The organism is Cupriavidus basilensis, assembly GCF_000832305.1.
Taxonomy (GTDB): Bacteria; Pseudomonadota; Gammaproteobacteria; order Burkholderiales; family Burkholderiaceae; genus Cupriavidus; species Cupriavidus basilensis_F.
The window spans coordinates 337,335-359,558 of the sequence record NZ_CP010537.1; the positions used below are offsets into that span (position 1 = coordinate 337,335).

25 protein-coding genes and 1 pseudogene are annotated in these 22,224 nt (G+C 66.8%); 12 read left to right on the plus strand and 14 right to left on the minus strand.

From position 1 onward, the window contains the following. Position 1 precedes the first annotated feature (1 nt). Complete coding sequence (locus tag RR42_RS22270) at positions 2 to 2,056, minus strand: CHAT domain-containing protein (RefSeq protein ID WP_043353096.1); 2,055 nt, start codon at positions 2,054 to 2,056, stop codon at positions 2 to 4. A gap of 257 nt (positions 2,057 to 2,313) precedes the next feature. Next, a complete protein-coding gene (locus RR42_RS22275) occupies positions 2,314 to 2,580 on the minus strand; it encodes a hypothetical protein (protein WP_043353098.1) in 267 nt (88 codons plus the stop codon). A 108-nt stretch (positions 2,581 to 2,688) separates the two neighbouring features. Here RR42_RS22275 and RR42_RS22280 point away from each other — a divergent pair, with 108 nt between their 5' ends. Then, the gene (locus tag RR42_RS22280; protein WP_043353100.1) at positions 2,689 to 3,144 is read left to right on the plus strand and encodes a cupin domain-containing protein; all 456 of its coding nucleotides are present in this window, start codon (positions 2,689 to 2,691) and stop codon (positions 3,142 to 3,144) included. Positions 3,145 to 3,216: 72 nt separating this feature from the next. On the opposite strand, the gene msrA is transcribed toward RR42_RS22280, so the two are convergent. The 3 genes from msrA to msrB all read right to left on the minus strand — a co-directional run bounded on the left by msrA (position 3,217) and on the right by msrB (position 6,479). After that, positions 3,217 to 3,957 carry a peptide-methionine (S)-S-oxide reductase MsrA gene (msrA, locus tag RR42_RS22285; protein ID WP_043353103.1) on the minus strand — a complete coding sequence of 247 codons (741 nt, stop codon included), beginning with the start codon at positions 3,955 to 3,957 and terminating at the stop codon, positions 3,217 to 3,219. A gap of 123 nt (positions 3,958 to 4,080) precedes the next feature. Next, positions 4,081 to 5,889 (minus strand): cytochrome c biogenesis protein DipZ, encoded by a 1,809-nt coding sequence (locus RR42_RS22290; RefSeq protein WP_043353105.1) that lies wholly within the window; start codon positions 5,887 to 5,889, stop codon positions 4,081 to 4,083. Positions 5,890 to 5,939: 50 nt separating this feature from the next. Continuing rightward, positions 5,940 to 6,479 (minus strand): peptide-methionine (R)-S-oxide reductase MsrB, encoded by a 540-nt coding sequence (gene msrB, locus RR42_RS22295; RefSeq protein WP_043353107.1) that lies wholly within the window; start codon positions 6,477 to 6,479, stop codon positions 5,940 to 5,942. A gap of 226 nt (positions 6,480 to 6,705) precedes the next feature. Between msrB and RR42_RS22300 the strand changes: the two genes are divergently transcribed. Next, positions 6,706 to 7,428: a response regulator transcription factor gene (locus RR42_RS22300; protein ID WP_043353109.1), complete on the plus strand. Its 723-nt coding sequence runs from the start codon at positions 6,706 to 6,708 to the stop codon at positions 7,426 to 7,428. Continuing rightward, positions 7,425 to 8,942 (plus strand): sensor histidine kinase, encoded by a 1,518-nt coding sequence (locus RR42_RS22305; RefSeq protein ID WP_052494858.1) that lies wholly within the window; start codon positions 7,425 to 7,427, stop codon positions 8,940 to 8,942. The genes RR42_RS22300 and RR42_RS22305 overlap by 4 nt, the downstream gene beginning before the upstream one ends. Positions 8,943 to 8,954: 12 nt before the next feature. On the opposite strand, the gene RR42_RS22310 is transcribed toward RR42_RS22305, so the two are convergent. Then, positions 8,955 to 9,854, minus strand: a complete 900-nt coding sequence (locus RR42_RS22310) for a LysR family transcriptional regulator (RefSeq protein ID WP_043353111.1) — start codon at positions 9,852 to 9,854, stop codon at positions 8,955 to 8,957. Between the two features lie 202 nt (positions 9,855 to 10,056). Here RR42_RS22310 and RR42_RS22315 point away from each other — a divergent pair, with 202 nt between their 5' ends. Further along, entirely contained in the window at positions 10,057 to 10,497 is a 441-nt protein-coding gene (locus tag RR42_RS22315) for a DoxX family protein (protein WP_043353114.1), read from the plus strand. Here RR42_RS22315 and RR42_RS22320 read toward each other — a convergent pair. Genes RR42_RS22320 through RR42_RS22330 form a run of 3 tightly spaced genes read right to left on the minus strand, consistent with a single transcriptional unit; the run spans position 10,449 to position 13,466 of the window. Further along, positions 10,449 to 11,837 (minus strand): MFS transporter, encoded by a 1,389-nt coding sequence (locus RR42_RS22320; protein ID WP_052494859.1) that lies wholly within the window; start codon positions 11,835 to 11,837, stop codon positions 10,449 to 10,451. The two genes, RR42_RS22315 and RR42_RS22320, sit on opposite strands and share 49 nt — an antisense overlap. Beyond that, positions 11,834 to 12,931 carry a hypothetical protein gene (locus RR42_RS22325; protein ID WP_043353116.1) on the minus strand — a complete coding sequence of 366 codons (1,098 nt, stop codon included), beginning with the start codon at positions 12,929 to 12,931 and terminating at the stop codon, positions 11,834 to 11,836. Before RR42_RS22325 ends, RR42_RS22320 begins: the two co-directional genes overlap by 4 nt. A gap of 31 nt (positions 12,932 to 12,962) precedes the next feature. After that, positions 12,963 to 13,466, minus strand: a complete 504-nt coding sequence (locus RR42_RS22330) for an ester cyclase (protein ID WP_043353118.1) — start codon at positions 13,464 to 13,466, stop codon at positions 12,963 to 12,965. A 414-nt stretch (positions 13,467 to 13,880) separates the two neighbouring features. Between RR42_RS22330 and RR42_RS22335 the strand changes: the two genes are divergently transcribed. Next, on the plus strand, positions 13,881 to 15,158 hold the full coding sequence (locus RR42_RS22335; RefSeq protein ID WP_043353119.1) for a collagen-like triple helix repeat-containing protein: 1,278 nt from the start codon (positions 13,881 to 13,883) through the stop codon (positions 15,156 to 15,158). Between the two features lie 29 nt (positions 15,159 to 15,187). Here the strand turns inward: RR42_RS22335 and RR42_RS22340 are convergent, their stop codons facing one another. After that, positions 15,188 to 16,474 (minus strand): DUF2325 domain-containing protein, encoded by a 1,287-nt coding sequence (locus tag RR42_RS22340; RefSeq protein WP_043357610.1) that lies wholly within the window; start codon positions 16,472 to 16,474, stop codon positions 15,188 to 15,190. 230 nt (positions 16,475 to 16,704) lie between these two features. Between RR42_RS22340 and RR42_RS22345 the strand changes: the two genes are divergently transcribed. The 3 genes from RR42_RS22345 to RR42_RS22355 all read left to right on the plus strand — a co-directional run bounded on the left by RR42_RS22345 (position 16,705) and on the right by RR42_RS22355 (position 18,178). After that, positions 16,705 to 17,061, plus strand: coding sequence for a gamma-glutamylcyclotransferase family protein (locus tag RR42_RS22345; RefSeq protein ID WP_144409919.1), 357 nt, complete (start codon positions 16,705 to 16,707; stop codon positions 17,059 to 17,061). 150 nt (positions 17,062 to 17,211) lie between these two features. Next, positions 17,212 to 17,640, plus strand: a complete 429-nt coding sequence (locus RR42_RS22350) for a TOBE domain-containing protein (protein ID WP_043353121.1) — start codon at positions 17,212 to 17,214, stop codon at positions 17,638 to 17,640. Between the two features lie 211 nt (positions 17,641 to 17,851). Continuing rightward, a complete protein-coding gene (locus RR42_RS22355; RefSeq protein ID WP_043357615.1) occupies positions 17,852 to 18,178 on the plus strand; it encodes a winged helix-turn-helix domain-containing protein in 327 nt (108 codons plus the stop codon). A 128-nt stretch (positions 18,179 to 18,306) separates the two neighbouring features. Here the strand turns inward: RR42_RS22355 and RR42_RS37835 are convergent, their stop codons facing one another. Then, a complete protein-coding gene (locus RR42_RS37835; protein WP_052494860.1) occupies positions 18,307 to 18,801 on the minus strand; it encodes a hypothetical protein in 495 nt (164 codons plus the stop codon). A 373-nt stretch (positions 18,802 to 19,174) separates the two neighbouring features. Between RR42_RS37835 and RR42_RS41185 the strand changes: the two genes are divergently transcribed. Then, on the plus strand, positions 19,175 to 19,492 hold the full coding sequence (locus tag RR42_RS41185; protein WP_236702158.1) for a GyrI-like domain-containing protein: 318 nt from the start codon (positions 19,175 to 19,177) through the stop codon (positions 19,490 to 19,492). Between the two features lie 11 nt (positions 19,493 to 19,503). On the opposite strand, the gene RR42_RS40465 is transcribed toward RR42_RS41185, so the two are convergent. Next, a complete protein-coding gene (locus tag RR42_RS40465) occupies positions 19,504 to 19,656 on the minus strand; it encodes a hypothetical protein (RefSeq protein WP_158408293.1) in 153 nt (50 codons plus the stop codon). On the opposite strand from RR42_RS40465, the gene RR42_RS40470 reads away from it, so the two are divergent. The 3 genes and pseudogenes from RR42_RS40470 to RR42_RS41190 all read left to right on the plus strand — a co-directional run. Further along, a complete protein-coding gene (locus RR42_RS40470; protein ID WP_043353122.1) occupies positions 19,643 to 19,918 on the plus strand; it encodes a hypothetical protein in 276 nt (91 codons plus the stop codon). The two genes, RR42_RS40465 and RR42_RS40470, sit on opposite strands and share 14 nt — an antisense overlap. A gap of 142 nt (positions 19,919 to 20,060) precedes the next feature. Further along, on the plus strand, positions 20,061 to 20,441 hold the full coding sequence (locus RR42_RS22375; protein WP_043353124.1) for a VOC family protein: 381 nt from the start codon (positions 20,061 to 20,063) through the stop codon (positions 20,439 to 20,441). 62 nt (positions 20,442 to 20,503) lie between these two features. Beyond that, positions 20,504 to 20,659: pseudogene (locus RR42_RS41190) on the plus strand (arsenical resistance protein ArsH); the annotation flags it as partial. A 4-nt stretch (positions 20,660 to 20,663) separates the two neighbouring features. Here the strand turns inward: RR42_RS41190 and RR42_RS22380 are convergent. Further along, complete coding sequence (locus RR42_RS22380; RefSeq protein ID WP_043353126.1) at positions 20,664 to 21,101, minus strand: ester cyclase; 438 nt, start codon at positions 21,099 to 21,101, stop codon at positions 20,664 to 20,666. 85 nt (positions 21,102 to 21,186) lie between these two features. Next, on the minus strand, positions 21,187 to 22,164 hold the full coding sequence (locus tag RR42_RS22385; RefSeq protein WP_043353128.1) for a Bug family tripartite tricarboxylate transporter substrate binding protein: 978 nt from the start codon (positions 22,162 to 22,164) through the stop codon (positions 21,187 to 21,189). Between the last annotated feature and the right edge of the window lie 60 nt (positions 22,165 to 22,224).

The following is a 22,224-nucleotide window of genomic DNA, read 5'->3' on the forward strand; positions in this document are numbered from 1 at the left end:
CTCAGGCCTCCAGGCGCCGCAGCAGTTCGGCGGTGAACATGCCCACGTCGCCCCAGTACAGCTTGAGCCGCGCCTTGTCCTGGAAGTAGCGCTCCAGGTAGCGCCGCGCGCTCACCGGGTCGACGATGCTGTTGGGGTCCAGCTGCGCCGAGAGGTGCTGGTACTCCTGGCGCAGGTCCGCGCCCTCCAGGTTGAGGATGCTGCGAAACAGGATGCGGAATTCCCACGACTGCACGTCGAAGCCGACGAACAGCAGCGCGCTGTCGTTCAGGCGCGCGCGTACGGCCAGCGGGATGGCGGTGCCGTTCGTCGATACGCTGGTGAGGTAGTCGAAGTACTGGTCCTCGGTCAGCACCAGCGAGCCGGGCTCGCGCAGGTCGCCAAACAGCTTGAGCACCATCGGCGTCTGCGGGGTGGGATTGGCACGCTTGCGGCCTTCGGCCAGCGCGTCGTCGCAGGCCTGCGCCTGGCGGTTCCAGCGGCACAGGCGGATGCCGGGATCGGCGCCGCCCTCGCGCAACGCGTCGGCAAGCAGGTCGCTCGGGTCCGTCGTCAGGTAGACCGGCAGCTTGAGCCGCGCCATGGCGCGGTAGGGGTTGTGGGGGTCTTGCTGGCGCTGCGCGCGCCCCACGGCGCAAACCACTTCGCCAAGCTGGGCGATGATGTCTTCGTTGCGCAGCGCCGACAGCTCGGCCGGCAGGATGTCGCGGTACTGCTGGCTCAGGTGCTGGTAGGCAAACTTGAAAAAGAGCCGCCGCGGAAACACGCCTTGCTGGGACACGGCCAGGTACTGCGCCACCTGCGGCAACTCGTCGCGCTCGTGCGCCGCCATCGGGAAGTGATAGGCCTCGGCCCACATCTGCGCCAGTTTCAGGCGCGAGCCGAACACCGTCTCGCTCATGGCGGGCCCGAGGATCGGCGTGGTCTCGCCGTGCTGGATGTTCTCGATGACGGCGCGCCAGGCGTCGGCACCGTCGCCGTCGTCGGGACCGAAGCCCGGCGGGTAGAAGATCCGGCCACTGTCCAGGCGCGTGAATACCGCCGGCATCCACCAATCCGGATACTGGCTGACGGCGGCGCGCGCAACGCCCGCGGCACGGTCCACTTCGCCGTGGTCGCGCAGTTCAGCAAAGAACACCGGCATGAAGGCGGCCATGGTGGCCACGCTCACATTGCCCTGCATGGCCAGCACGGCAGGCACGCCAGCCTGCGCCAGCAACGGACCCAGCGCCATCAGCGTGCTGCCGCCGCGTGCGGCCCCTGTGCCAGCGCTCTGGCACGAGCACAGCACCACCAGGCTGGGCGGGCGTTCCAGCGCGCCGATGTGGTTCACCAGCACGCTGCCAGCCACCAGGTCGCGGGTGCCGTCCATGCGTTCGAGCCATAGCATGGGCTCATCGTCCACCAGCGCCCCGTGGCAGACCAGGTAGAGCACGTCCACGCCGTCGCGCAAGCCGCCAAGGATGCGTTCAACCGTGGCGCACCCTGGCTCGGCCAGCACGGTCACGGGCACCGGGGCCAGCGCGGCGCTGGCACGCGCGGCTTCGCCCGCGGCATCGATCGGCACCATCTCCTGGCCCAGGCCGCTCGGGTTTGACACGACCACCAGCGCCGTCACGTCGCTCTTGGCGCGCAGCTTGGGCAGGCGCATCTCACGCGCAAACAGGTAGCGCGAGAAAAAGCACCGTTGCCCAATGAACAGAGGGTGCTCGCCGGCCGGGTCGAACAAGGTCTCCCAGGGCAGCGCATGCAGCTCGCACGCCTGCACGCTGATGCGCAGGCGCACGCGCAGGTCCAGGCGCCGCTCATCCGCGGCGTTCTGCGCAGTGACAAAGGCATCGCGCACGACCGGCGCGGCAAACAGGCAGGCGGCCAGTGCGCGCCCGCATACCTGCGGATCCGCATCGCGCAGCGCCGGCGCATCCGGCGACAACGCCAGCGGCACGCGCGGCGTGATGGCGTCGCCCTCCGGCACCCGATGGCGGGCTTCCACCGCGTACCTGGCATCGCCATCGCTGTCGATGACGATCTCTAGCTCGGAGTAGTTGCGTGGCATGGGCCGTTTTGCCGCAGGGCGTGACGCGCGATGCGTTGCCGGCTATGCGCTATCGCGCGAATCGCACCCACAGCACGGATTGCACGGCTTGCCGTCCCGGCACGGTGCACTGGTCAGCGCAATGGCGGCCATGTTCCTCCCCCGCAAATCTGCCATCCACGCAGGGTGGATGGCAGCAAATCGCTTTTTGTCGCGGCAATGCCATGCTGGCGGCCCGCATGCCGGCTTGTCTTGTGCTCTGGCTTTGCGTTGCCTAACTACTGAATATGATATTTGCGAAAAATGCAATTTGCGTCGCCGCCGCCGCCGTGCCGATCTTGCCGATGGTGATGCAAGCGCCATCCGGCGCGGCCGCCCACGCTGGCAAACAGGTAGCTGCCGAGGAGCACGCAGAGCGCCGTCAGCAAGCCGGCACAGGCCGAGTAAAGGCCGAGTACAGGCCGAGTACAGGCCCGTGCCGCTGGAGATGACACCCACGCCAGCAGCCGCGAGCCGAAGGTGAACGCCGTGATTTCCGCGATCACGCCCGGCGCCCACAGCTAGCCGATGGTCCTGTCGCAAGCATCCACGCTGACCTAGAATCGCAATAGCGGCGGGGGCGAGCGGTGCTTTGAATTGGCGGGAGATTGAAAATGGCGCTTGATGGCGGGACTCCGGGCGATTCGATCCAGGTGGGTCAGTTGCACATCCAGTACCTGATCGATGGTGCGGCGGCGGGTGGGATGGGTGTATTCGAGTTGACGGTGCCGCCCGGCGCGCAGGTGCCGCCAGCGCACAGCCACACGCACAACGAAGAGTGCGTCTATGTGCTGGCGGGCCGGCTCCGGTACGCTGTCGATGGGGTGGCCCGAGACCTGGCGCCGGGAGAGTGGATGCATACCCCGCGCGGATCGGTGCATCAGTTCAGCAACCCGCACGGCGACGCGGCTCGCGCACTGGTTGTTCTCACGCCGGACATCGGGGCCCAGTACTTCCGCGACGTCGCCGATGTCGTCAATGCCGGCGCGCCACCCGACCGCGCGGCGCTGGTTGCGGTCATGTCCCGCTACGGGCTAATACCGGCAGCACCACCGGCAGCACCGGGTTAAGCGCAATCCACTGCCCGCAGGGCCGCGTCACCCGCGTGGTCGGCGCGGCAAGCAGCGATCTGCGCGCGGCCATCACGAGCCCGCCACCTTCAGCAGTACCGGGTCGTTGCGATACAGGTCGGGAAACATCTGCTTCAGGTAGCCGATCTTGGGCATGTCGTTGATGACGATGTATGGATGCGAAGGATGGCGGGTCAGGAAATTCTGGTGATAGCTCTCCGCCGGGTAGAAGGCCTTGTAGTCCTCGATGCGGGTGACGATGGGTGCCTTGAACGCATTGGCCTTGCCCAGTTGCGCGATATAGGCCTGCGCCACGCTGCGTTGCTCGGCATTGAGCGGGAACACCGCCGAGCGGTACTGCGTGCCGTGGTCCGGACCCTGGAAGTTGAGCTGGGTAGGGTTGTGCGCAACAGAGAAGAAGATCTGCAGCAGGCGGCCGTAGCTGACCTGCGCCGGGTCGAACAGGACCTGTACCGACTCCGCATGCCCGGTATCCCCGCCGCTGACGGTCTCGTACTGGGCCGTGCTGGCCGCGCCGCCGGCATAGCCGGACGTGACCTGCTTCACGCCGCGCACGTGCTGGAACACGCCTTGCACGCCCCAGAAGCAGCCGCCGGCGAACACGGCCGTTTCCGTTGGCGCCGTGCCGGCTTTTTCATCGAGCGCGGGCGGTGGGATCTTGACGGCGTCTTCCGCCGAGTTGGCCACGCGCTGCCAGGCCAGCAGGCCTGCCGCCAGCATGACGAGGCCAGCGACTTTTGCGGCGGACGAACGCGTCCACCAGGAGAAACCGGTTGAAGTTTGCGTGGTCATGATTGCCTGTCCTTGAACGTTGCTGTGTCGTAATCAATGTGTGGAATATGGCGGATATGGCGATATGGCGATACGGCGATACGGCGATACGGCGATACGGCGATATGGCGGCTTGCGTGCGCATCAACCGAAGGTAAAGGCGTAAGCCTCCACGCCGGGGTCCAGGAATTCGATCGCAAACGTGCGATCGGCTACCTTGCCCGTCTGCCGCACCAGTTGGTATAGCCGCTGCTCGGTCACCGTGCCGCTGCCATCGGCCGCCACATCGGTGCCGTGCGCGCTGCCTGGTGCGCCGCCGTCCACGCTCACCCGGAACCGCACTGGCTTGCCGTCCTTGCCCGGCCCCAGCACCAGATGCAGGTCGCGCGCGTGAAAGCGGTAGACGATCCGCCCGGAGGCGCCCGCCAGGGTGGCGTGCTCCGCACCCACCTGCCAGGTGCCGGCCAGGCCCCAGTCGTTGAGTGCGGGGTTTGCGGGTGCGGTATAAGTGTGCGCCTTGTCTTGCGCCTCGCCGCCGGGCGAGGCGAAGTTCTGCGCCCGCTCATAGCCAAGGTAGGTTTCGCCGGACTGGATTTCCGCTTCGTCGGCAGCCATCTGCACGCCTTGCACGTTTTGCGTATCGGCATGGCTGATGCCCATGGCCACCTTCGCCGCATCGGCGTGGCCCGCTTGCGCCAGCAGTTGCTGGATCACCTGCTCGGATTTCGCGTACTCGCCTTCGCCGAAGTGGTGAAAGCGGATCTGCCCCTGCGCGTCGATGAAATAGTGCGCCGGCCAGTACTGGTTGTTGAAGGCGCGCCAGATCGCGTAGTTGTTGTCGACCGCCACGGGATAGTCGATGCCGAGGTCGCGCGTGGCCTTCTTCACGTTGTCGAGATTGCGCTCGAAGGCAAACTCCGGCGCATGCACGCCGATTACCACCAGCCCCTGGTCGCGGTACTTCTGCGCCCAGGCCCTCACATAGGGCAGGGTGCGCAGGCAGTTGATGCACGAGTAGGTCCAGAAATCGACCAGCACCACCTTGCCGCGCAGCGCCTCGGCCGTGAGCGGCGGCGAGTTCAGCCACTCCACGGCGCCGCCCAGCCCGGGCAGCTGGCCTTCCACGGGGAGTGCCGCGGCGGCGCTTTCGCCGGTCTTCAGGCTGGTTGCGCGCATCATCGCGCCGGACGGCGTGGCCATGGCCGCGCCGTTGCCGGCTTGCGCCTGTCTAGCGGAGAGCTTGTCGACCAGCTGCTGCTCGATGCCGCCCGTGGCCACGGTCGAGACGCGGGCCAGCACACCGGTGTCCAGCCCCAGCCCGATGGCAACCACGCCGAGCAACATGGCCGCGCCAATGCCGCGCCGGACCCATTCTCCCGCACCCAGCGAGCGCTTCATCGCGGTAAAGACCCGGCCGCCGATCAGCAAGGCCACCGCCAGGGACGTGGCCGCGCCGGCCGCGTAGGCCACCAGCAGCAGCGTGGTGCCGGCGCTGGCGCCGCGCAGCGCCGCACCAGTCAGCACGAGGCCGAGGATCGGGCCAGCGCACGGCGCCCACAGCAGGCCCGTGGCAATGCCGAGCAGGAACGACGAGCCGGGCCGGACCTGCCCGCCATCGGCCTGCGCAAACGCGCTGAGCCGGCTGCCCGCGCTGACCAGCGGATGCATCAGCCGCTCGGCCAGGCGCGGCAGCAGCAGCGTCAGGCCGAACACGGCCAGCAAGGCAATGGCCAGCCAGCGTCCGTACTGGTTGGCCTGGGTTACCCAGCCACCGCCCACTGCCGCCAGCGTTGCCACCGCCGCAAAGGTCAGCGCCATGCCGGCCAGCAGCGGCAGGCCGCTGCGCACAAAGGGCTGGTCGGCCCGTGAGAAGACGAAGGGCAGCACGGGCAGGATGCACGGGCTGAGAATGGTGAGCGCGCCACCAAGGTAGGCGAGGATAAGGAGGAACATGGAATGCTTCAGTCTGGTTGTTGTTGTCGGCGTTGGAGGCCCGCGCGGGCTCAGGCGGCTTGCGGCTTGAACGTCATCGCCACGCCGTTCATGCAGTAGCGCAGCCCGGTCGGCTTGGGGCCGTCGTCGAACACATGGCCCAGGTGACCGCCGCAGCGCCGGCAGTGCACTTCCGTGCGCGATATGCCGAAGGAGCGGTCCTCGTTCGTGCGTACGGCGTTCTCCAGCGGCGCCCAGAAGCTGGGCCAGCCGGTGCGGCTGTCGAACTTGGTGCGCGACGAGAACAGGTCGAGCTGGCATCCGGCGCAGGCGAAGATGCCGGCGCGATGCTCATCGTTGAGCGGGCTGCTGTAGGGCCGCTCCGTGCCTTCCTGGCGCAGCACGTTGTACTGGCTTGCGCTGAGCATCTGGCGCCACTGGGCGTCGGAGCGCACTACCTCGAAGGCTTCGGCGGGCTTGCCCGCGTTCGCCGTGTTCGCCGTGTTCGTCGCATTTGCCGGGCCGGCGGCCAGCGCGCGCCAGCCGCTAACGGCCGCGAGCGCCGCCACGGCGGCACTGCCCGATACCAAAAAGCGCCTTCTGCTTCCCATGATGTGCTCCTTGCCTCAATGTATCGATCGCGGCGACCGACTTGCCGTCGATCGCTGCCATGCATCGTTGGCCGCATCGTATGGCTGGCACCATCCCGGAGTCCTCACCAAAGGTTAAATTAAATGTGATAACTCGCCGCCTCAAAATTTTGCACAATAGCCAGGCCGGCGCCTTTCCTGTGCCTCCCCTGTCACGCGCGAGCCGGCTCGCGCCTCTAGGCTGAACATGGATCACCCCAAGCGCATCCTGATCGTCGAAGACGACGTCGACATCGCCAACGTACTGAGCCTGCACCTGCGCGACGAGCGCTATGAAGTGGTGCACAGCGCCGACGGCAACGAAGGCCTGCGGCTGCTGGCGCAGGGCAACTGGGACGCGCTGATCCTCGACCTGATGCTGCCCGGCGTGGACGGGCTGGAGATCTGCCGGCGCGCCCGCGCCATGACGCGCTACACGCCGATCATCATCACCAGCGCGCGCGCCAGCGAAGTCCACCGCATCCTTGGCCTGGAACTTGGCGCCGACGACTACCTGGCCAAGCCGTTCTCGGTGCTCGAACTGGTGGCCCGCGTGAAGGCGCTGCTGCGGCGCGTGGATGCGATGGCCAAGGACCTGCGCATCGACGCGGGCAGCCTGGAGCTGGGCGGCCTGTCGATCGATCCGCTCACGCGCGAGGCCAGCGTGGACGGCCGGCGCATCGAGCTCACCCCGCGCGAGTTCGACCTGCTGTATTTCTTCGCCAGGCATCCCGGCAAGGTGTTCTCCCGCATGGACCTGCTCAACGCCGTCTGGGGTTATCAGCACGAGGGCTACGAACATACCGTCAACACCCATATCAACCGGCTGCGCACCAAGATCGAGGCCGATCCGGCACAGCCCAGCCGCATCCTGACCGTGTGGGGGCATGGCTACAAGCTCGCGGCGGGAACACAGGGAGGCGCGCCGTGAGCCTTGACCTTGGACTGAACCTGAGCCGCCGCCTGACCCTGACGCAGCGGCTGTCCCTGGTGTTTTCCGTGCTGCTGCTGGCCTGCTGCGGCGCCTCCGCTTGGCTGCAGGTCCGCTCCAACGACATGCGCGAAAAGGAGGTCATCCAGGACCTGTCGCGCGGGCTGGCCGGCCATATCGCGCGCAATGCATCGCTGATGGACGCCAACGGGCTCAAGCCGGATGCGTTGCGCCGCCTGTTCGGCCAGTTGATGGTGGTGAACCCGAGCGTAGAGGTGTACCTGCTGGACAGCCAGGGCCGGATCCAGGGGCACGATGCGCCGGCCGGGCACCTGCAGCGCCAGCAGGTCGACCTCAAGCCGGTGCAGCGCCTGCTGGCCGGCGAGCCGCTGCCTATCCTTGGGGACGATCCGCGCAGCGCGGGCGGGCGCAAGGTGTTCAGCGCCGCGCCGCTGCGCGTGGGCGGTGCCGAGCCCGCCGGCTACATCTACGTGGTGCTGCTGGGCGAGGCGCATGACGAACTGGCGGCGCGTGCCTCCGCCAACTCGGTGCTGCGCACCACGCTGTGGTCGATGGGGCTGGTGGCGCTGCTGGGCTTGCTGGCGGGGTTGATGGCGTTCGGCCTCATCACGCGGCCGCTGCGCCGCCTGACCGAAGCGATGCGGCGGTTTGATGCCGATGGCGCGCCCGAGACGCAGCCGCGCGTGCCGCGCTCGCCGCGCGGCAATGCACGCGATGAAATCGTCGCGCTGGAAGCGGCCTTCGCGCAAATGGCGGACCGCATCGCCGAGCAATGGCGCGCGCTGACCAAGCAGGACCAGGAGCGGCGCGAGCTGGTTGCCAATATTTCCCATGACCTGCGCACGCCGCTGACCTCGCTGCACGGCTACCTGGAAACGCTGTCGCTCAAGGCCGATACGCTCAGCGAGGCCGAGCGCCAGCGCTACCTGGCCATCGCGCTGGCGCAAAGCGTCAAGGTGGGGCGGCTGGCGCAATCGCTCTTTGAGCTGGCGCGGCTGGAGCACGGCATCGTGCAGCCGGCGCTGGAGGATTTCTCCCTGGTGGACCTGGTGCAGGACGTGTTCCAGAAGTTCGAGCTGCCGGCCGAGGCGCGTCATGTGCGGCTGCGTGCCGGCATCCCGCAGCGCCTGCCCGCCGTCACGGCCGATCTTGGCATGATCGAGCGCGTGCTGACCAACCTGCTGGATAACGCGATCCGCCATACGCCGGCCGAAGGCGCCATCGATGTCGATCTCGCCCTGCGCGACGGCAAGGTGGCGGTCACCGTCAGCGATACCGGCCCCGGCATTCCGGCGGAACTGCGCGAGAGCCTGTTCCAGCGGCCGTTCAGCGCCGGCGGCGCGCATCGCGGCGGCGGGCTGGGGCTGTTGATCGTGCAGCGCATGCTGCAGCTGCATCACAGCCAGATCCGGCTGGTGGAGCGCGCCGGCAGTGGTACGGTGTTCAGCTTTGAGTTGCCGGTGTCCAGCGTCGCTGCCGGCAATGCCCGCTAGCGGCGGGCAGGTTCAGTCCGCTGCCTGGCCGGAGAAGCGTTCGATCAGCCACGAGGCCGCGGGGCCGGGTGGCGTGTCGGTGCGGTAGATCGCATCGAAGGGGTAGAAGTTGCTGTGATTGTCGGGCAGGTCGAGCAGCACCAGGCGGCCCGAGTCGAGATCTTCCTGCACCATGGGCACCGGCATATTGCCCCAGCCGATGCCTTCGCGCAGCAGCATGTGCTTGGCGCCAAGATCGCCCAGGCGCCAGGTATGCGTGCTGATCACCGCGAAATCCTTGCCGCGCGTCAGCGCCGAGCGGTCCGACAGCACCAGTTGAACATGATGCCGTCCGGCACCCGGCAGGTTCGGGCTGCCGCTGGCCAACGGATGGCCTGGCGCTGCAACCGGCCGCAGCATCACATCGCCGATCCAGATGCGCTCGATCCCCGCCACGCCCGCGCCAAGCGGCCCGCTGACGCCGATGGCGGCGGAGCCGTCCAGCACCATCTGCGTCACGGCGCCAAGTGCTTCCATGTGCAGGTGCAGCGCTACCGTGGGAAACGCCTCTCGAAAGGCCTTCAGCGCGTCCACCACCCGGGATGCCGGCAGCATCACGTCCAGCGCCAGGTGGACCTCGGCCTCCAGGCCTTGCAGCAGGCCCTTGACCTTCGCGCGTAGCCCGTCGATGCCCATGGTGACCGTGCGCGCCTCAGCCAGCACGGTGCGGCCTGCCTCGGTCAGCTGCGGCTTTTTGGTGGTCTTGCGGTCGAACAGCGCCACGCCGAGCTGATTCTCCAGGTTGGCGATCGTATAGCTGATGACCGAGGTCGCCCGGCTGAGCTTGCGGGCCGCGCCGGCAAAGCTGCCGACGTCCACCACGGTCAGGAACACTTTCAGTTGATCCAGCGTGGGCGTACCGGGATTTGGCATCTTATCGATTTTATCGAACGTTTCGATCCATATTATCCCAGTTTCGCGGACGTAAAAACCCGCCTACATTTAGGCCCATCGGTTGCGGTACCCGATTCAGACCCTGAACCCCGAACCCGAACCCGAACCTGAACCTGAACCCTGAACCCCTGACTCAACCGGCCTGCCATGACCGTGCGGCCGCATCGAATGGAGAACCACCATGTCCCAAGCCGCCCAACTCAACGCCCAGACGAACGCCCACGCCGACACACCCGCCGCAGCCGGCGTGGCAGTGCTGGGCCGTGTCCTGATCAGCGCCATCTTCCTGCTCTCCGGTGCGTCCAAGCTGGCCGCGCCGGCCGCCATGATCGGCTACATCCAGTCGGTCGGCCTGCCGCTGCCGCAAGTGGCGCTGGCCATTGCCATCGCCGTGGAAGTGGTGGGCGGCATCGCCCTGGTGCTGGGATACCGCACCCGCCTGGTAGCTGCCATCCTGGCCGTCTTTAGCGTGGCGACCGCGCTGGCCTTCCATGCCAACCTGGCGGACCAGAACCAGTTCATCCACTTCTTCAAGAACATCGCGATGGCCGGCGGCCTGCTGCAGATCGTGGTCTACGGTGCGGGCCGCTTCAGCCTGGATGCGCGCCGCGGCAACGCCTGACGCGCGGGGCGGGTTTCACGCGCGGCCATGCGCATGGGAAACGCCAGCACGAAGAGCAGCGCGGCCAGCACCAGGGCCGCGCTGAGGATGTACAGGCTAACCGTGAAGCCTCCGGTGGCGGCCTTGATGGCGCCCACCATGACCGGCGCCACCAGGCCCGCGCTGCTGCCGATCGTGCTGATCATGGCGATGCCGGCAGCCGCGCCCCGGTCCGCCAGGATGCTGCCCGGCACGGACCAGAGAATCGTGAAGGCGCTGGAGATGCCTGCCGACGACAGCGCCAGGCACAGCACCGCCGCCAGCGGGTTGTGCATGAACAGCGTGGTGAGCGACAAGCCCAGCGCGCCAACCAGCGCCGCCACGGCAAAATGCCAGCGCCGCTCCCCCGTGCGGTCCGAATGGCGCCCCACGACGATGGACGCCGCAATCCCGGTGACAGCCGGCACCACCGCGTAAAACCCCACCTGCAGCACGCTCAGCCCCATCATCTTCAACAGCGTGGGCTGCCAGAACGACAAGGCGTAGATGCCCAGGATGGCGAGAAACGAAATCAGGCCGAGCATCCACACGCGCCGGTCGCGCATCGCGGCGCCAAAGCCGTGGGCCGCGCGGATGCCATTGGCGGCCTGGTCCTCCTCCAGCAGCCGGACGACACGTTGCCGCTCAGGGGCGCTGAGCCACCGTGCCTGCGCGGGACCGTCCGACAGGATGAAGAAGGCCAGGATGCCCAGCAGCGCGCTCGGTATCCCCTCCAGCAGGAACAGCCACTGCCACCCCTGCAAGGACCACGCGCCGTTGAGGAACGTCATCACCAGGCCCGCCAGCGGCCCGGCCACGATCGGCGCGGCGCCATACGCCATGAAGAACAGCGCCGTCACCTGTGCCCGGCGGCGCGACGGGTACCAGAGCGTGAAGTAGTACAGCACCCCCGGCGCGAACCCGGCCTCCAGCACGCCGATCAGGAACCGCAACGCATAGAATTGCGTGGGTGTGCTCACGAAGATCATGGCCGCGCTCGCCAGTCCCCACAGTCCCATGATGCGCAGCAGCGTGGCCCGCACGCCGATCTTCGCCAGCATCAGGTTGCTGGGCACCTCGAACAGCGCATAGCCGAGAAAGAAGATGCTCGCGCCCAGGCCAAAGACGGCATCGCCAAAGCCGAGGTCCTCGCGCATCTGCAACTGCGCATAGCCAACGTTGGTCCGGTCCAGGTAATTGAAGACATAGCACACGCATAGCAGCGGCAGCAGCCGCCATGTGATCTTGCGGAACAGTTCGGCGTCGCTGGCCGGATCGGCGGCGGCCGCGCCGGCCGGCTTGGTGAGGGCGGCGGTGTTCATTGCGCGGGCCCCCGGTCTGCCCGTGTGCTGGTCGGGTGGCCGAACTCGGTCTCGCCCCACAAATGGCTGGACGGCGCGCCCGGGAACAGCCAGTACGGCGTGCACTCGGACGACGGCACGACGTTGCAAAACGGATGCGCTTCGGAGCCGCCCGCGATGGTTTTCTCCAGCACCATGGACAGGTACTGGTCGTTGCTGCCCTCCTGTGTATTGCCGTTCAGGATCACCTCGGCCCCGGTGGCGCGCGCAAAGCGCCGGATGCCGTTGTGGCGCGAATGCTCCGGCGACCAGCTATCCGCGCTGACACCGTTCTCGCTGCTCACGCGGATGCCGTCGGGCGTGCGATAGACCAGCGAATGATTGCCTTCGGTGTGCCCTGGCGTGTGCACCAGCGCCAGGCCGTGGCCCAGGTGCACGCTGCCGTCGAAAGCGACGATGCGCTCCCGCGGCACGTGCGCGAGGCCATTGGGGCAGTACCAGTCGGCCTGCACCGGCAGCAGGCCGTGCACGCTGGCCAGCTCCTGCCGGTGCACCAGAAGCCTCGCGTTGGGCAGCAATCCGCGGCTCGCGCCGCTGCCGAGCCAGCGGCGCACGTCCTGCGTGTGCAGGTGATCGTAGGTGATGTAGTCGATCTGCTCCGGCGCCACGCCGCAGCGAGCCAGCGCTTGCAGCACCGTGCCGTAGACGGGGGCGATGGTGCTGTGCAGTAAGCGCGGCGTCTGCGTGCTCATGCGCTTGAAGTAGGGCGTCTCGGCGCCGGCCTCGAAGTCCGCGGGGGTAAACAGCAGCGTGCGCAGGCACCCCGCGAAGTCCTCGTACTGGATCAGCACCATGCGCGACAGCAGGTGGATCAAGTGCGGCTTGAGCAGCTGTTGCGAGTACACGCCGTTAAAGGCGTACCAGGCTGGGTAGGGAACCCGCAGCAGGTTGAAACTGCGCGCGAACCGGACCGGCGGTGCTTCCAGGAATTGCTCGCGGAAGTGCGCCGCGCCGCGGCGCAGGGCGCGCAGGCGGTCCTGTGGCGCGCTGGCGCAGCGCGCGCCGTCAAAGTCGGAGATCGGCAGCAGGCCGGTCGGGTCGGGTTCGCGTTTCATGCGTTGTCTCCTGTGGTTCTTGTTTTTCTTTTTATGCGGCTTCGGCCTGGCGCGCTTGTGGCTGGCCCAGCAGGCCGCCGATCAGCTGGGGCAGCATGTCCGGCGGCGTGCCGGCCAGCAACTGGCGCAGCATCGTCAGCGTGTCGAAATACACGCGCTCGCAAACCAGGCGCTCGCCCTCGAAGATGAACAGCGCGATCATGCGGCAGCGAAACGCATTGCCCGTCGGCGGCAAGCCGCGTAACGGGCCACGGTGCGTGCCCAGCAGCCAGAACTCCACGATCACGGCATCGTCCGTGTGGCGCAGCTGGATGATCTCGTGGCGCTGGTCGGGGAAGGCCAGGCGGCTGTCGATGTAGTACTGGCGCACGGTGTCGATGCCGTCATGCACTTCGCCACTGGGAATCAGCTCGTAGTGCGGGTGCGGGAAGGTGGCGAGCACGGCGTCGAAATCCTGCCGGGTTTCATCGGCGAAGTGGTCAAGCACCAGGCGCTCGCGGCGCGCCTTGAGATCGGGGGGGAGGGTTGTGGTCATGCTGAAAGCTCCGTGGCGGGCAATCTGCGGAACACTGCGGCCGATGCCGCAGTCCGTTGCCTGGAGCGATTATCTGCAGCGCGCCGGTGCAAGACTGTCGCCGCTTGGCAGTTGCCGATCCGGATAAACCCCCGGGTTTGGCGCGCGCGTGCCAGGCGCCCGTTTCTTCTGTTTGATTGGCGGTGGAGCCGGGGGGCGTTACGTAACGCGTAACGGAAAAGGTGGGCGATGGGCGCGCTTCAAACGCGCGATCCTGGCCACGTTAATTTCCCGCAAAGCCAATCCACAAGCGGGTTCCCGGGCTGTGAGCACGGTCGCGCGCGGCACGGGAAAAGGCGCCTTTTACTTCGGGCATAACTATTGCGTCCAGGCCACTACTTGACGATTCAACGCAATAACCAGAGAGGTCTGACCGTGCGCAATCAGCAATATTTCCTTGGTATCACATTGGGCGCGTTGGTGCTGCTTGGCGGCTGTGCCAACGGATCCGACGGCGCCATGGGCAAGACAGGCGCCACAGGCCCGACGGGCAATACGGGCGCGGCGGGCAACACCGGTGTCACGGGTGCGGCCGGTAGCGCAGGCGCCAAGGGCGATGCCGGGGCTACCGGCGCTACGGGGACTAACGGGACGAACGGAACGAACGGAACGAACGGAACGAACGGCGCGGCGGGAGCCACGGGCGCAACGGGTTCCGCAGGCGCTACCGGTGCCACGGGCGCCACGGGCACGAACGGTGCGGGCGGCGCCACGGGTGCTACAGGTCCCTCGGGCCCCACTGGCGCCACCGGATCCGCGGGATCTGCGGGATCCACGGGGGCCACCGGCCCGGCGGGCGGCACGGGACCCACCGGCGCCACCGGTGCTACCGGTGCTACCGGGGGCACGGGGCTCACCGGCGCGACCGGCCCTTCGGCGCTCAATCAACTCGGCACGGCAATCAGCGGCGTGGGCAGCGCCGTCGGCGCGGTGGGCACCGGCCCGCTGGCCGCCGTCACCACGCCGGTGGGATCCATCGTCAGCCAGGTTGGCCAGATCGTGGGTGGCGCGGGACCGCAGGCCATCACCAGTCCGGTGACCCAGATCACAGGCACGCTCGGCCAGGCGATCGTGCCGCTGACCTCCACGCTGACCGGCGCCACGCAGACCCTGGGCGCGGCGACCGGCCTGGGTTCCGTCGTCGACAATCTGCTGCGCACTGTTGGCGGTACGGTGGGCACCGTTGGCACTACGATCACGCAGACCAACGCGCCGGTGGTATCCAGCCTGGGGGGCATCGTGACGTCCACCGGCAATACGGTTTCCGCGCTGGGCGGCCTGGTCAACGCCCCCACGGGCGGCACTGGCAATAATCCGCTGGCGCCGGTCACGAACCTGCTTGGCGGGCTGACGGGCGGTCTGACGGGCGGTCTGACGGGTGGCCTGGCACCGGGCAATACGCCGACGTCGGGCCTGCTTGCGCCAGTGACCAGCCTGCTCAACAACACCCTCGGCACGGTGACGCATGCCACGGGCAGTGGCGGCGGCGCGCTGCCTGGTGCCTTGCCTGGCTCGCTGACCAGTGCATTGGCTCCGGTCACCAACGCGCTGTCGGGCGCAACGGGTGCAACCGGCACGGCGGGCGCCGGCAATGCGGGCACGGGTGGCCTGCTCGGCGGACTGCTTGGCGGGTTGGGCGGCACCAAGCCCTGATACGTTGGCGCCATGGCGCCGGCTTCTTGCTACGCCGCTGCGCTGACGCGCGTGGTCAGCTCGACAAAGCTGGCCACGCTGGCGGTTCGCAAGGGATAGTAGGCCACCTGATGGCGCTCGCAAACGCGCTTGAGCATGCTCATGGAGTCATGGTCGATGCAGTCGACGGGAAACACCACCATGTCCGCGCGGGCCACGGTTGCCGCCAGCAGGCCCTTCCTGTCCTCGATGCCGCCGTCGTGCAGCACGAGCTGGCCGCCGGTGGATTCCACCAGCGATTTCAGGGTGTGGTTGGAGCCGGGGCGTCCGCCGACATAGACAATGCGTTTTCCCTGTAGCTGGCGCAGCCCGGCGTGGCGCTCCTCCCCTTGTGCCGCGGCGGGGAGCACGGCGCGTTCCATGGCTTGCGATTCGGCGCGGCTGATCTTCAGCTGGGCCAGCGCGTCGTCAAGCTGCGCGCGCACCGCTTGCATCTGCTCGTGTTCGCGCATGGCGCGTTGCTCCGCGGCTTCGCGGCGGCTTGCTTGCAGTGCGAGTTCCGCATCGCGTGCCGCCAGGCTTTCTTGCAGCATCTGCAATGCCGCATCCATCTCCGTACCTGTGTCGCGCGGCCCCGCTTGCCGGGCCGCGCGCGCGTTCAGCTGGCTGAGCGGATCGCTCATCTGGCGGATCGCCATTTCATGCCGCGTGTTCAACGCCTGCAGGCGCTCCTGCTGGCGCTCGAGCTTGTCCCGCAGCGTGGCGTTTTCTTCTTCCAGCGCGATCAGCCGGCGGATGTCGGCGCGATTCGCCGCACCCACCAGGTGCGACAGCATATGCACCTCGCCAAACGCCGCCTGGCGAACCGCGGTGCCGGCTTCAGGGTGCGTCATCACCGCCCAGTAAGCCGGCGGGATGTCGCCGCTCCTGACGGCGTCGTCCCAGAGCTTGCGCACGGCATCCGCATCCCTGGCCACGCCGAAACGCTTCAAGGTGCTCGCGTAGCGCTCATCGAGCGCTTTCTGGAATGCTTTGCAACCCTCGCCGCCCGCGCTGGAAAGCTTGACCGCTTCATGGTGGATTTCGAGGTCGGTGGCGCGCTGCCGGTCCAGCGTGGTGAAGCGCGGTACCAGCTTGCGCAGCTCGCTGGTGGTCATGCAAGTGCCTATCACTGAGCAGTGCAGGTGCGAGTCCAGCTCGGCCAGGCGCGTGCGCCGCCGTACTGCGCGGCTCTGCGGCTCGGCTGGCGAGCAACAACCGGTGGCCGGTGGCTGCTCGTGGCCAAGCGCTGCACCAATGCCATTGGCGCGAGCAAGGCGAAACGGTGGCGTGTGCATGCGGACCTCGCGTGAGAGAAGACGGGCAGGGTGGCGCGTTGCCATGCCTCGGAGAGGGGCAACGCCAGGATTCCCGTTCGGTCAGCGAAATATACCATTGAATATAACGGATGTGCGGCGGCGCAGGAAGCGCGTCGCAGGCGCATCAGGTATGTCATGCGGCGCTGCCGGCAACCACCGGGCATGCCCTAGAATTGCAGCGCCAGACAGGCAGATCAAAAGGAGTGGCGATGATGGTGGATGCGAAAGATACGGCTGTACTGCTTTTTTCCTACGGGACGTTGCAAGACAAGGCGGTGCAGATCGCCAACTTCGGCCGCGAACTGGCCGGCCGCGATGACGCCATCCCCGGCTACTCGCAATCGATGGTCGCCATCGATGACCCCGCCGTGGTTGCTACCAGCGGAAAGACGCATCATCCGATTGTCCAGCCCAGCCCGGATCCCAACGATGCGGTGGCCGGCATGGTCTTCGAGATCACCGCGCAGGAACTGGCCGCGGCCGATGCCTATGAAGTCTCTGACTACAAGCGCATCGCGGTGACGCTGAAATCCGGCGTTCAGGCGTGGGTCTATGTCCGGGCCTGATCTGGCAATCTGGCAAGAATGGTGATCAGGAAGGACGGCATGGCGAAGGGATGTGAACGCGCTATGATCGGGCGATCAGGCACCCTGGCGCCACAGGCCGGGACCCATGCGGCCGGGCGATGGCCGCGGACATGACGAGGCGAGGGCAAGATGAAAACCAGCGCAAGAAACCAATTGAGCGGTAAGGTCAGCGCGGTCCACAAAGGCGCGGTAAACGATGAAATCGAACTGGAGATCGCCAGCGGCGTGCGGATCGTGGCGACCATCACCGCCGAGAGCACGAAGCGCCTCGGGCTGGCGGTCGGCAAGGAAGCCGTCGCGCTGATCAAGGCATCGTCCGTGATCGTGGGTGTGCCCGACCCGGACATCCTCCTCTCCGCGCGCAACCAGCTTGCCGGCACGGTATCGGGCATCAGGATCGGGGCGGTGAATGCGGAGGTTTCCATCGGCCTGGCGCAGGGCGGCGAGATCGTGGCCATCATCACCAATGACAGCGTGACCAGCCTCGGGCTGGTGCAAGGCGGCGCGGCTGTCGCCATCTTCAAGGCCTCCAGCGTCCTGCTGGCCGCGCGCGCATAGGCGTGCCGCGCAATGGCGCCTTTTGGGTGGCCGGCGCCGCGAACACTTGTAACGCTTTGCGGATCGTATGGTGCTATCCGCATCGGCGCTAGCGCTATTGCATGGCGCGCGTATTCCGCTGGGGATGCCGCCGGGGTACCATGCCGCCATGGTCAAACTTGCTCGCTCCCGAACCTCGGTCAGCCCGGATACGCCGCAGGCGCTGTTTCGCATGCGCGTCATGCTGGGCGATACCATCGCCATTGGCCCCGGCAAAATTGCGCTGCTGGAAGCGATCCGCGAATGCGGCTCCATTTCCGCTGCGGCGAAACACCTCGACATGTCCTACAAGCGGGCCTGGGATCTGCTCAACGAAATCAACCGCTCGCTGGCCAGGCCGGCAGTGGATTCCGAGCATGGCGGCGCGCAGGGTGGCGGCACCGTGCTCACGCCGGTGGGCGAGGAAGCGATCCGGCTCTACCGCGCCGCGGAGCTACGCGCGGCCAAGGCCTGCGAGGCCGAGATCAACGGCCTGATCAAGCTGCTGGCCAAGCCCTGAACCCTGAACCCTAAGATGCTGATTGTTTCAAAATGAAGCGAGGCGGTTCTGGCCACGCGCGGCCGCAGACAGTACAAGCGAATCGGCCAAGGCCGCGCAACGACGCCAGAATCTTTCGGAAATGGCCTCTAAGCCTGCCACTGCCGGACCTCGATGCCACTGACCGCGAGCGCCTGGCGCGGGCCAAGCTTGAGGTCGCGCAATGACACCAGGTGGAGCCCGCCAAGGTCGGGATCGAACGCCACGCCGTCCTTTTCCACCACCAGAATCACGCCGCTGCCCACGGCCGTGTTGTACAGCTCGTGCCAGGTGAACAGGCACCGGTAGGCGTCTTTCGCGACCACGGCGACCACGCTCTGCTTGCGCCGCCCGATGGGCAGTGCCTGCATGCCGGCGAGGTCAAGCAACTGCGTCACGCGCACGCCGCGCCAGTGCCGCACTTCGCGGACATGGCGCCCCGAATAGCATTGGATGGTTGCCGGCCCGCCCACCATATCAGCGCAGCCCGCCAGGGCTGCCGCGTCCAGGTTGAGCGTTTGCGGCAGCCCCGAAATCGTCAGCGCATCGGACTGGTATTGCCGCACGTTGCTCTCGCCAGTGCTGGCGGACAGTGCTTCATTCACGGAACTCTCTCCTTGGCTGGCCAGGGCGCCTGCTTTGACCCGCGTTGTATACATCGCTATATTTCGCTAATCAAGGCATGGTACGAGCTTCGAATCGGCGTATCAAGTGCCGGCGGCGTTTGCGCTATGCTTGGCGCCGCGCACGCCGCACATCTCCCATGGACTGCTGTTTCTCCGAGCCACAACGCATGCAAGAACCGAACGCCACCGTTCTGCCCACCCCACGTTTTGAAGCCGGCCGCACATTCTGGATAGCGGGCCTCGGCGGGCGGTTCACCCTGGAAACGAACGGCGGCATCCCCGCGCTCTGGGAAGCATTCGGCCCCTCCATTGGCGAAGTCCCGGGCCAGGTGGGCGGGATGACCTACGGACTGTGCTGCAATCCAGGGACGATGGCAGCTTCGAGTATGTGGCCGGCGTGGAAGTGAGCAGCCCGGACGGACTGCCGTCATCGTTTCGCTGCATCAAGGTCGAGCCGCAGCGCTACGCCGTATTCGTGCATGCAGGCGATATTTCGACGCTGCACGAGACGTTTCACCGCATCTGGCACAAATGGCTGCCGGCGTCCGGGTTCCAGGCCGGGCATGCGCCTGAGTTTGAGCGCTACAGCGCGGACTTCGATCCGGTGGCGGGGACGGGCACCGTGGAAATCTGGCTGCCGGTCAGGGGTGGGGCGGATGCACCGGCCTGAGGCGTTGCCCGTCACGGGCGCGACACCACCATGCCTGTAAAGACAGTTAACGCAGTGATCCTGGCATTGTTTTCCGCAAGCAGTTTTTCCACCACGCCGTGCCCGCCCGATGCGCCGTGCGGCCCGTTGGCGCCGGAATTCAAGGTGGCGATGTACGCCTCCATCGTTGCCTTCCCGATGGCTTGCGCGAAGCTGGATCCCGCGAACGCGCCGCGCTACGAGGCAGCCTTGTCGGCGGCGCTTGGCCAACTGGGTGCCGACGATCAGGCGGCCATGGACGAGGCAAGGCGCGATCCTGCCTTGCCCGCGATGCTGATCGCCGCGTCGAAGGCGCTTGAGGCGGAGCAATCGCCTGCGCGGCTTGTGCGCAAGTGCAGCCGTGCGCTCCAGCGCACCGAGGCGGCGGAGTCTGGTAGCACGAAGTAAGCCCAGGCTGAATCGCGCGCTGTGCTCTGTTACCTGCCTTGAGTCCCCCGCCGCGATGAACAATACTGGCCCGTAGGCCGCTGCGGCGCGAGCGGGCCGGTTTTGTTTGCGCATGCGCGGAAGTGATTTCAAGGAGCAAGCCATGTTGCGCGACAGTCATGCATTCAGCGGATTCTCGGTCGACGACATCGCCAGGGCCACGAACTTCTATGGCGGTACGCTGGGGCTGGAAGTGTCCGCAAGCGGGGGCTTGCTGACCCTGTATATCGCCGGCGGCAACAACGTGCTGCTTTACTCCAAGCCGAACCACGTGCCTGCGACGTTCACGGTGCTGAATTTCCCGGTGAAGAGCGTGGACAAGGCCGTGGAGACACTCGGCAAGCTCGGCGTGCGCTTCGAGACCTACGACCTGCCCGGGCTGAAGACCGACGAGCGGGGCATCTGCCGCAGCGAGGGCGGCCCCGTCATCGCCTGGTTCAAGGACCCGGCCGGCAATATTCTCTCTGTGCTTGAAGCGACATAAGCTGTTTTGGTCAGGCACCGGACACCGGGCGGCTCGTGGATCGCTTTATATCGCTGCCGGGATCACATGCGCCGCGCATTCTCCTGCTCGACGGCTCGCTGCACCCGAACTCCTGTAGCCGCCTGTTTGCGCTCGAAGCCCAGCGGATCCTTCGGCACCTCGGCGCGCAGACCAAGGTGTTCGATCCGCATGGCCTTTCCCTCACGGACAGCGTGCCATGCGCTAGGTGGCGGCCAGCCCCAGCGAGCGCAGCTTTGCCCCCTGGTCGAAGTACGGCCGCTCGCAAACGATCTTGTCGCTGTCGGGCGCGAACTCGAACGATGCGGCCATGCGCACGCGAAACGCGCGGCCTGTGGGCGGGTAGACGGTGCCGTTCGCCTTCAGGGGGCCTAGGTGGGTGCCGGTGAGCCAGAATTCCACCAGCACCGTGTCGCCGGCCGCGGCGATGCTGATGATCTCGTTGGCCTGGTCGGGGAAGGGCGTGCGCGAAGACGCGAAGTAGCCGCGCACCGCTTGCTCGCCGTCGAAGACCGCGCCGCCTCCGTGCATCTCGTAGCGCGGATGGGCAAAGGTGGCGATGACGGCGTCCCATTCCTGGGTGCACTCCAGGGCCATATGGTCGCGCACGGTCTGGATGCGGGCGAGAGACAGACTATCCATGTTCAGGGCTCCGTGATTTGGGTTTTTTGCGAACTTGCCGGGTGATTGATGCGCTGATGCGTGCATTGACGCGTGCATAAGGCGCTTAGTCCTGCGTCACGCCGGCGGTCTTTGCTACGTCTTTCCACGCCGGGATATCGCGCTCATTCAGCTTGCCGAGTTCCTCGCCGCTCATCGGCGTGGCCGCGATGCCCATCTCCAGCAGGCGGGCCTTGATCTCCGGCGTGGCCAGCACCTGGTTCAAGGCGTCCGACAGCTTCTGTACGATCGGTCTGGGCGTGCCGGCGGGCACATACAGGCCCCAGCGGAATACGCGGTCAAAATCGATGCCCTCGTCGACATAGCTCTTCACCCCGGGCAGGCTCGGCGAACGCGAGGTACAGGTGCCGATCGCCTTGACCTTGCCGGACTTGACGAAGGGCGTGCCCGAAGTCATGTCCACATAGCCCAGCTTGATATGCCCGGCAACGATGTCGTTGAGCACCTGTGGCACGGTCTTGTAGGGAATATGCGTCATCGAGGCGCCGGCCAGTTGCTTGAGCACCTCGCCGCAGAATTGGCCCGTGGAGCCGGTGCCCCAACTGGCGTACTGCACTTCGTTGGGATGGCTCTTGGTGTACGCCACCAGCGCCTTGATGTCGTTCGCGGGAAAGTCATTGCTGGCCACCAGCAGGATGGCGGCGGTGCCGACCTGGCCGATGGCGGTGAAGTCCTTCACCGGGTCATACGGCAGCTTGGTGTAGACCGCGGCGTTCAGCATATGCGTGGTCGCGCCGCCGAGCGTGAAGGTGTAGCCGTCGGGCGCCGCGCGTGCGACCGCTTGCGTGCCGATGATGCCGGAGGCGCCACCCTTGTTTTCCACCACGATGGGCTGCTTCAGGATGGCCGACATGCGCTGCGCGAGCACGCGGCCAAGGATGTCGCCGCCGGAGCCGGCCGAGATCGGCAGCAACAGGCGGATGGGGTGGGAGGGGTAGTCGGCGGAGGGTTCACTGGCCTGCGCTGCGATTGCGGGCGCGGCAAGCGCGACGACGAGCGTAGCGGCGGCTAGGTGGCGGGGCATGGGGCGTCTCCTGATTCTTTGTCATGTGCCGCGGTGCGGCCTTTGATTCGCTGTCTATTT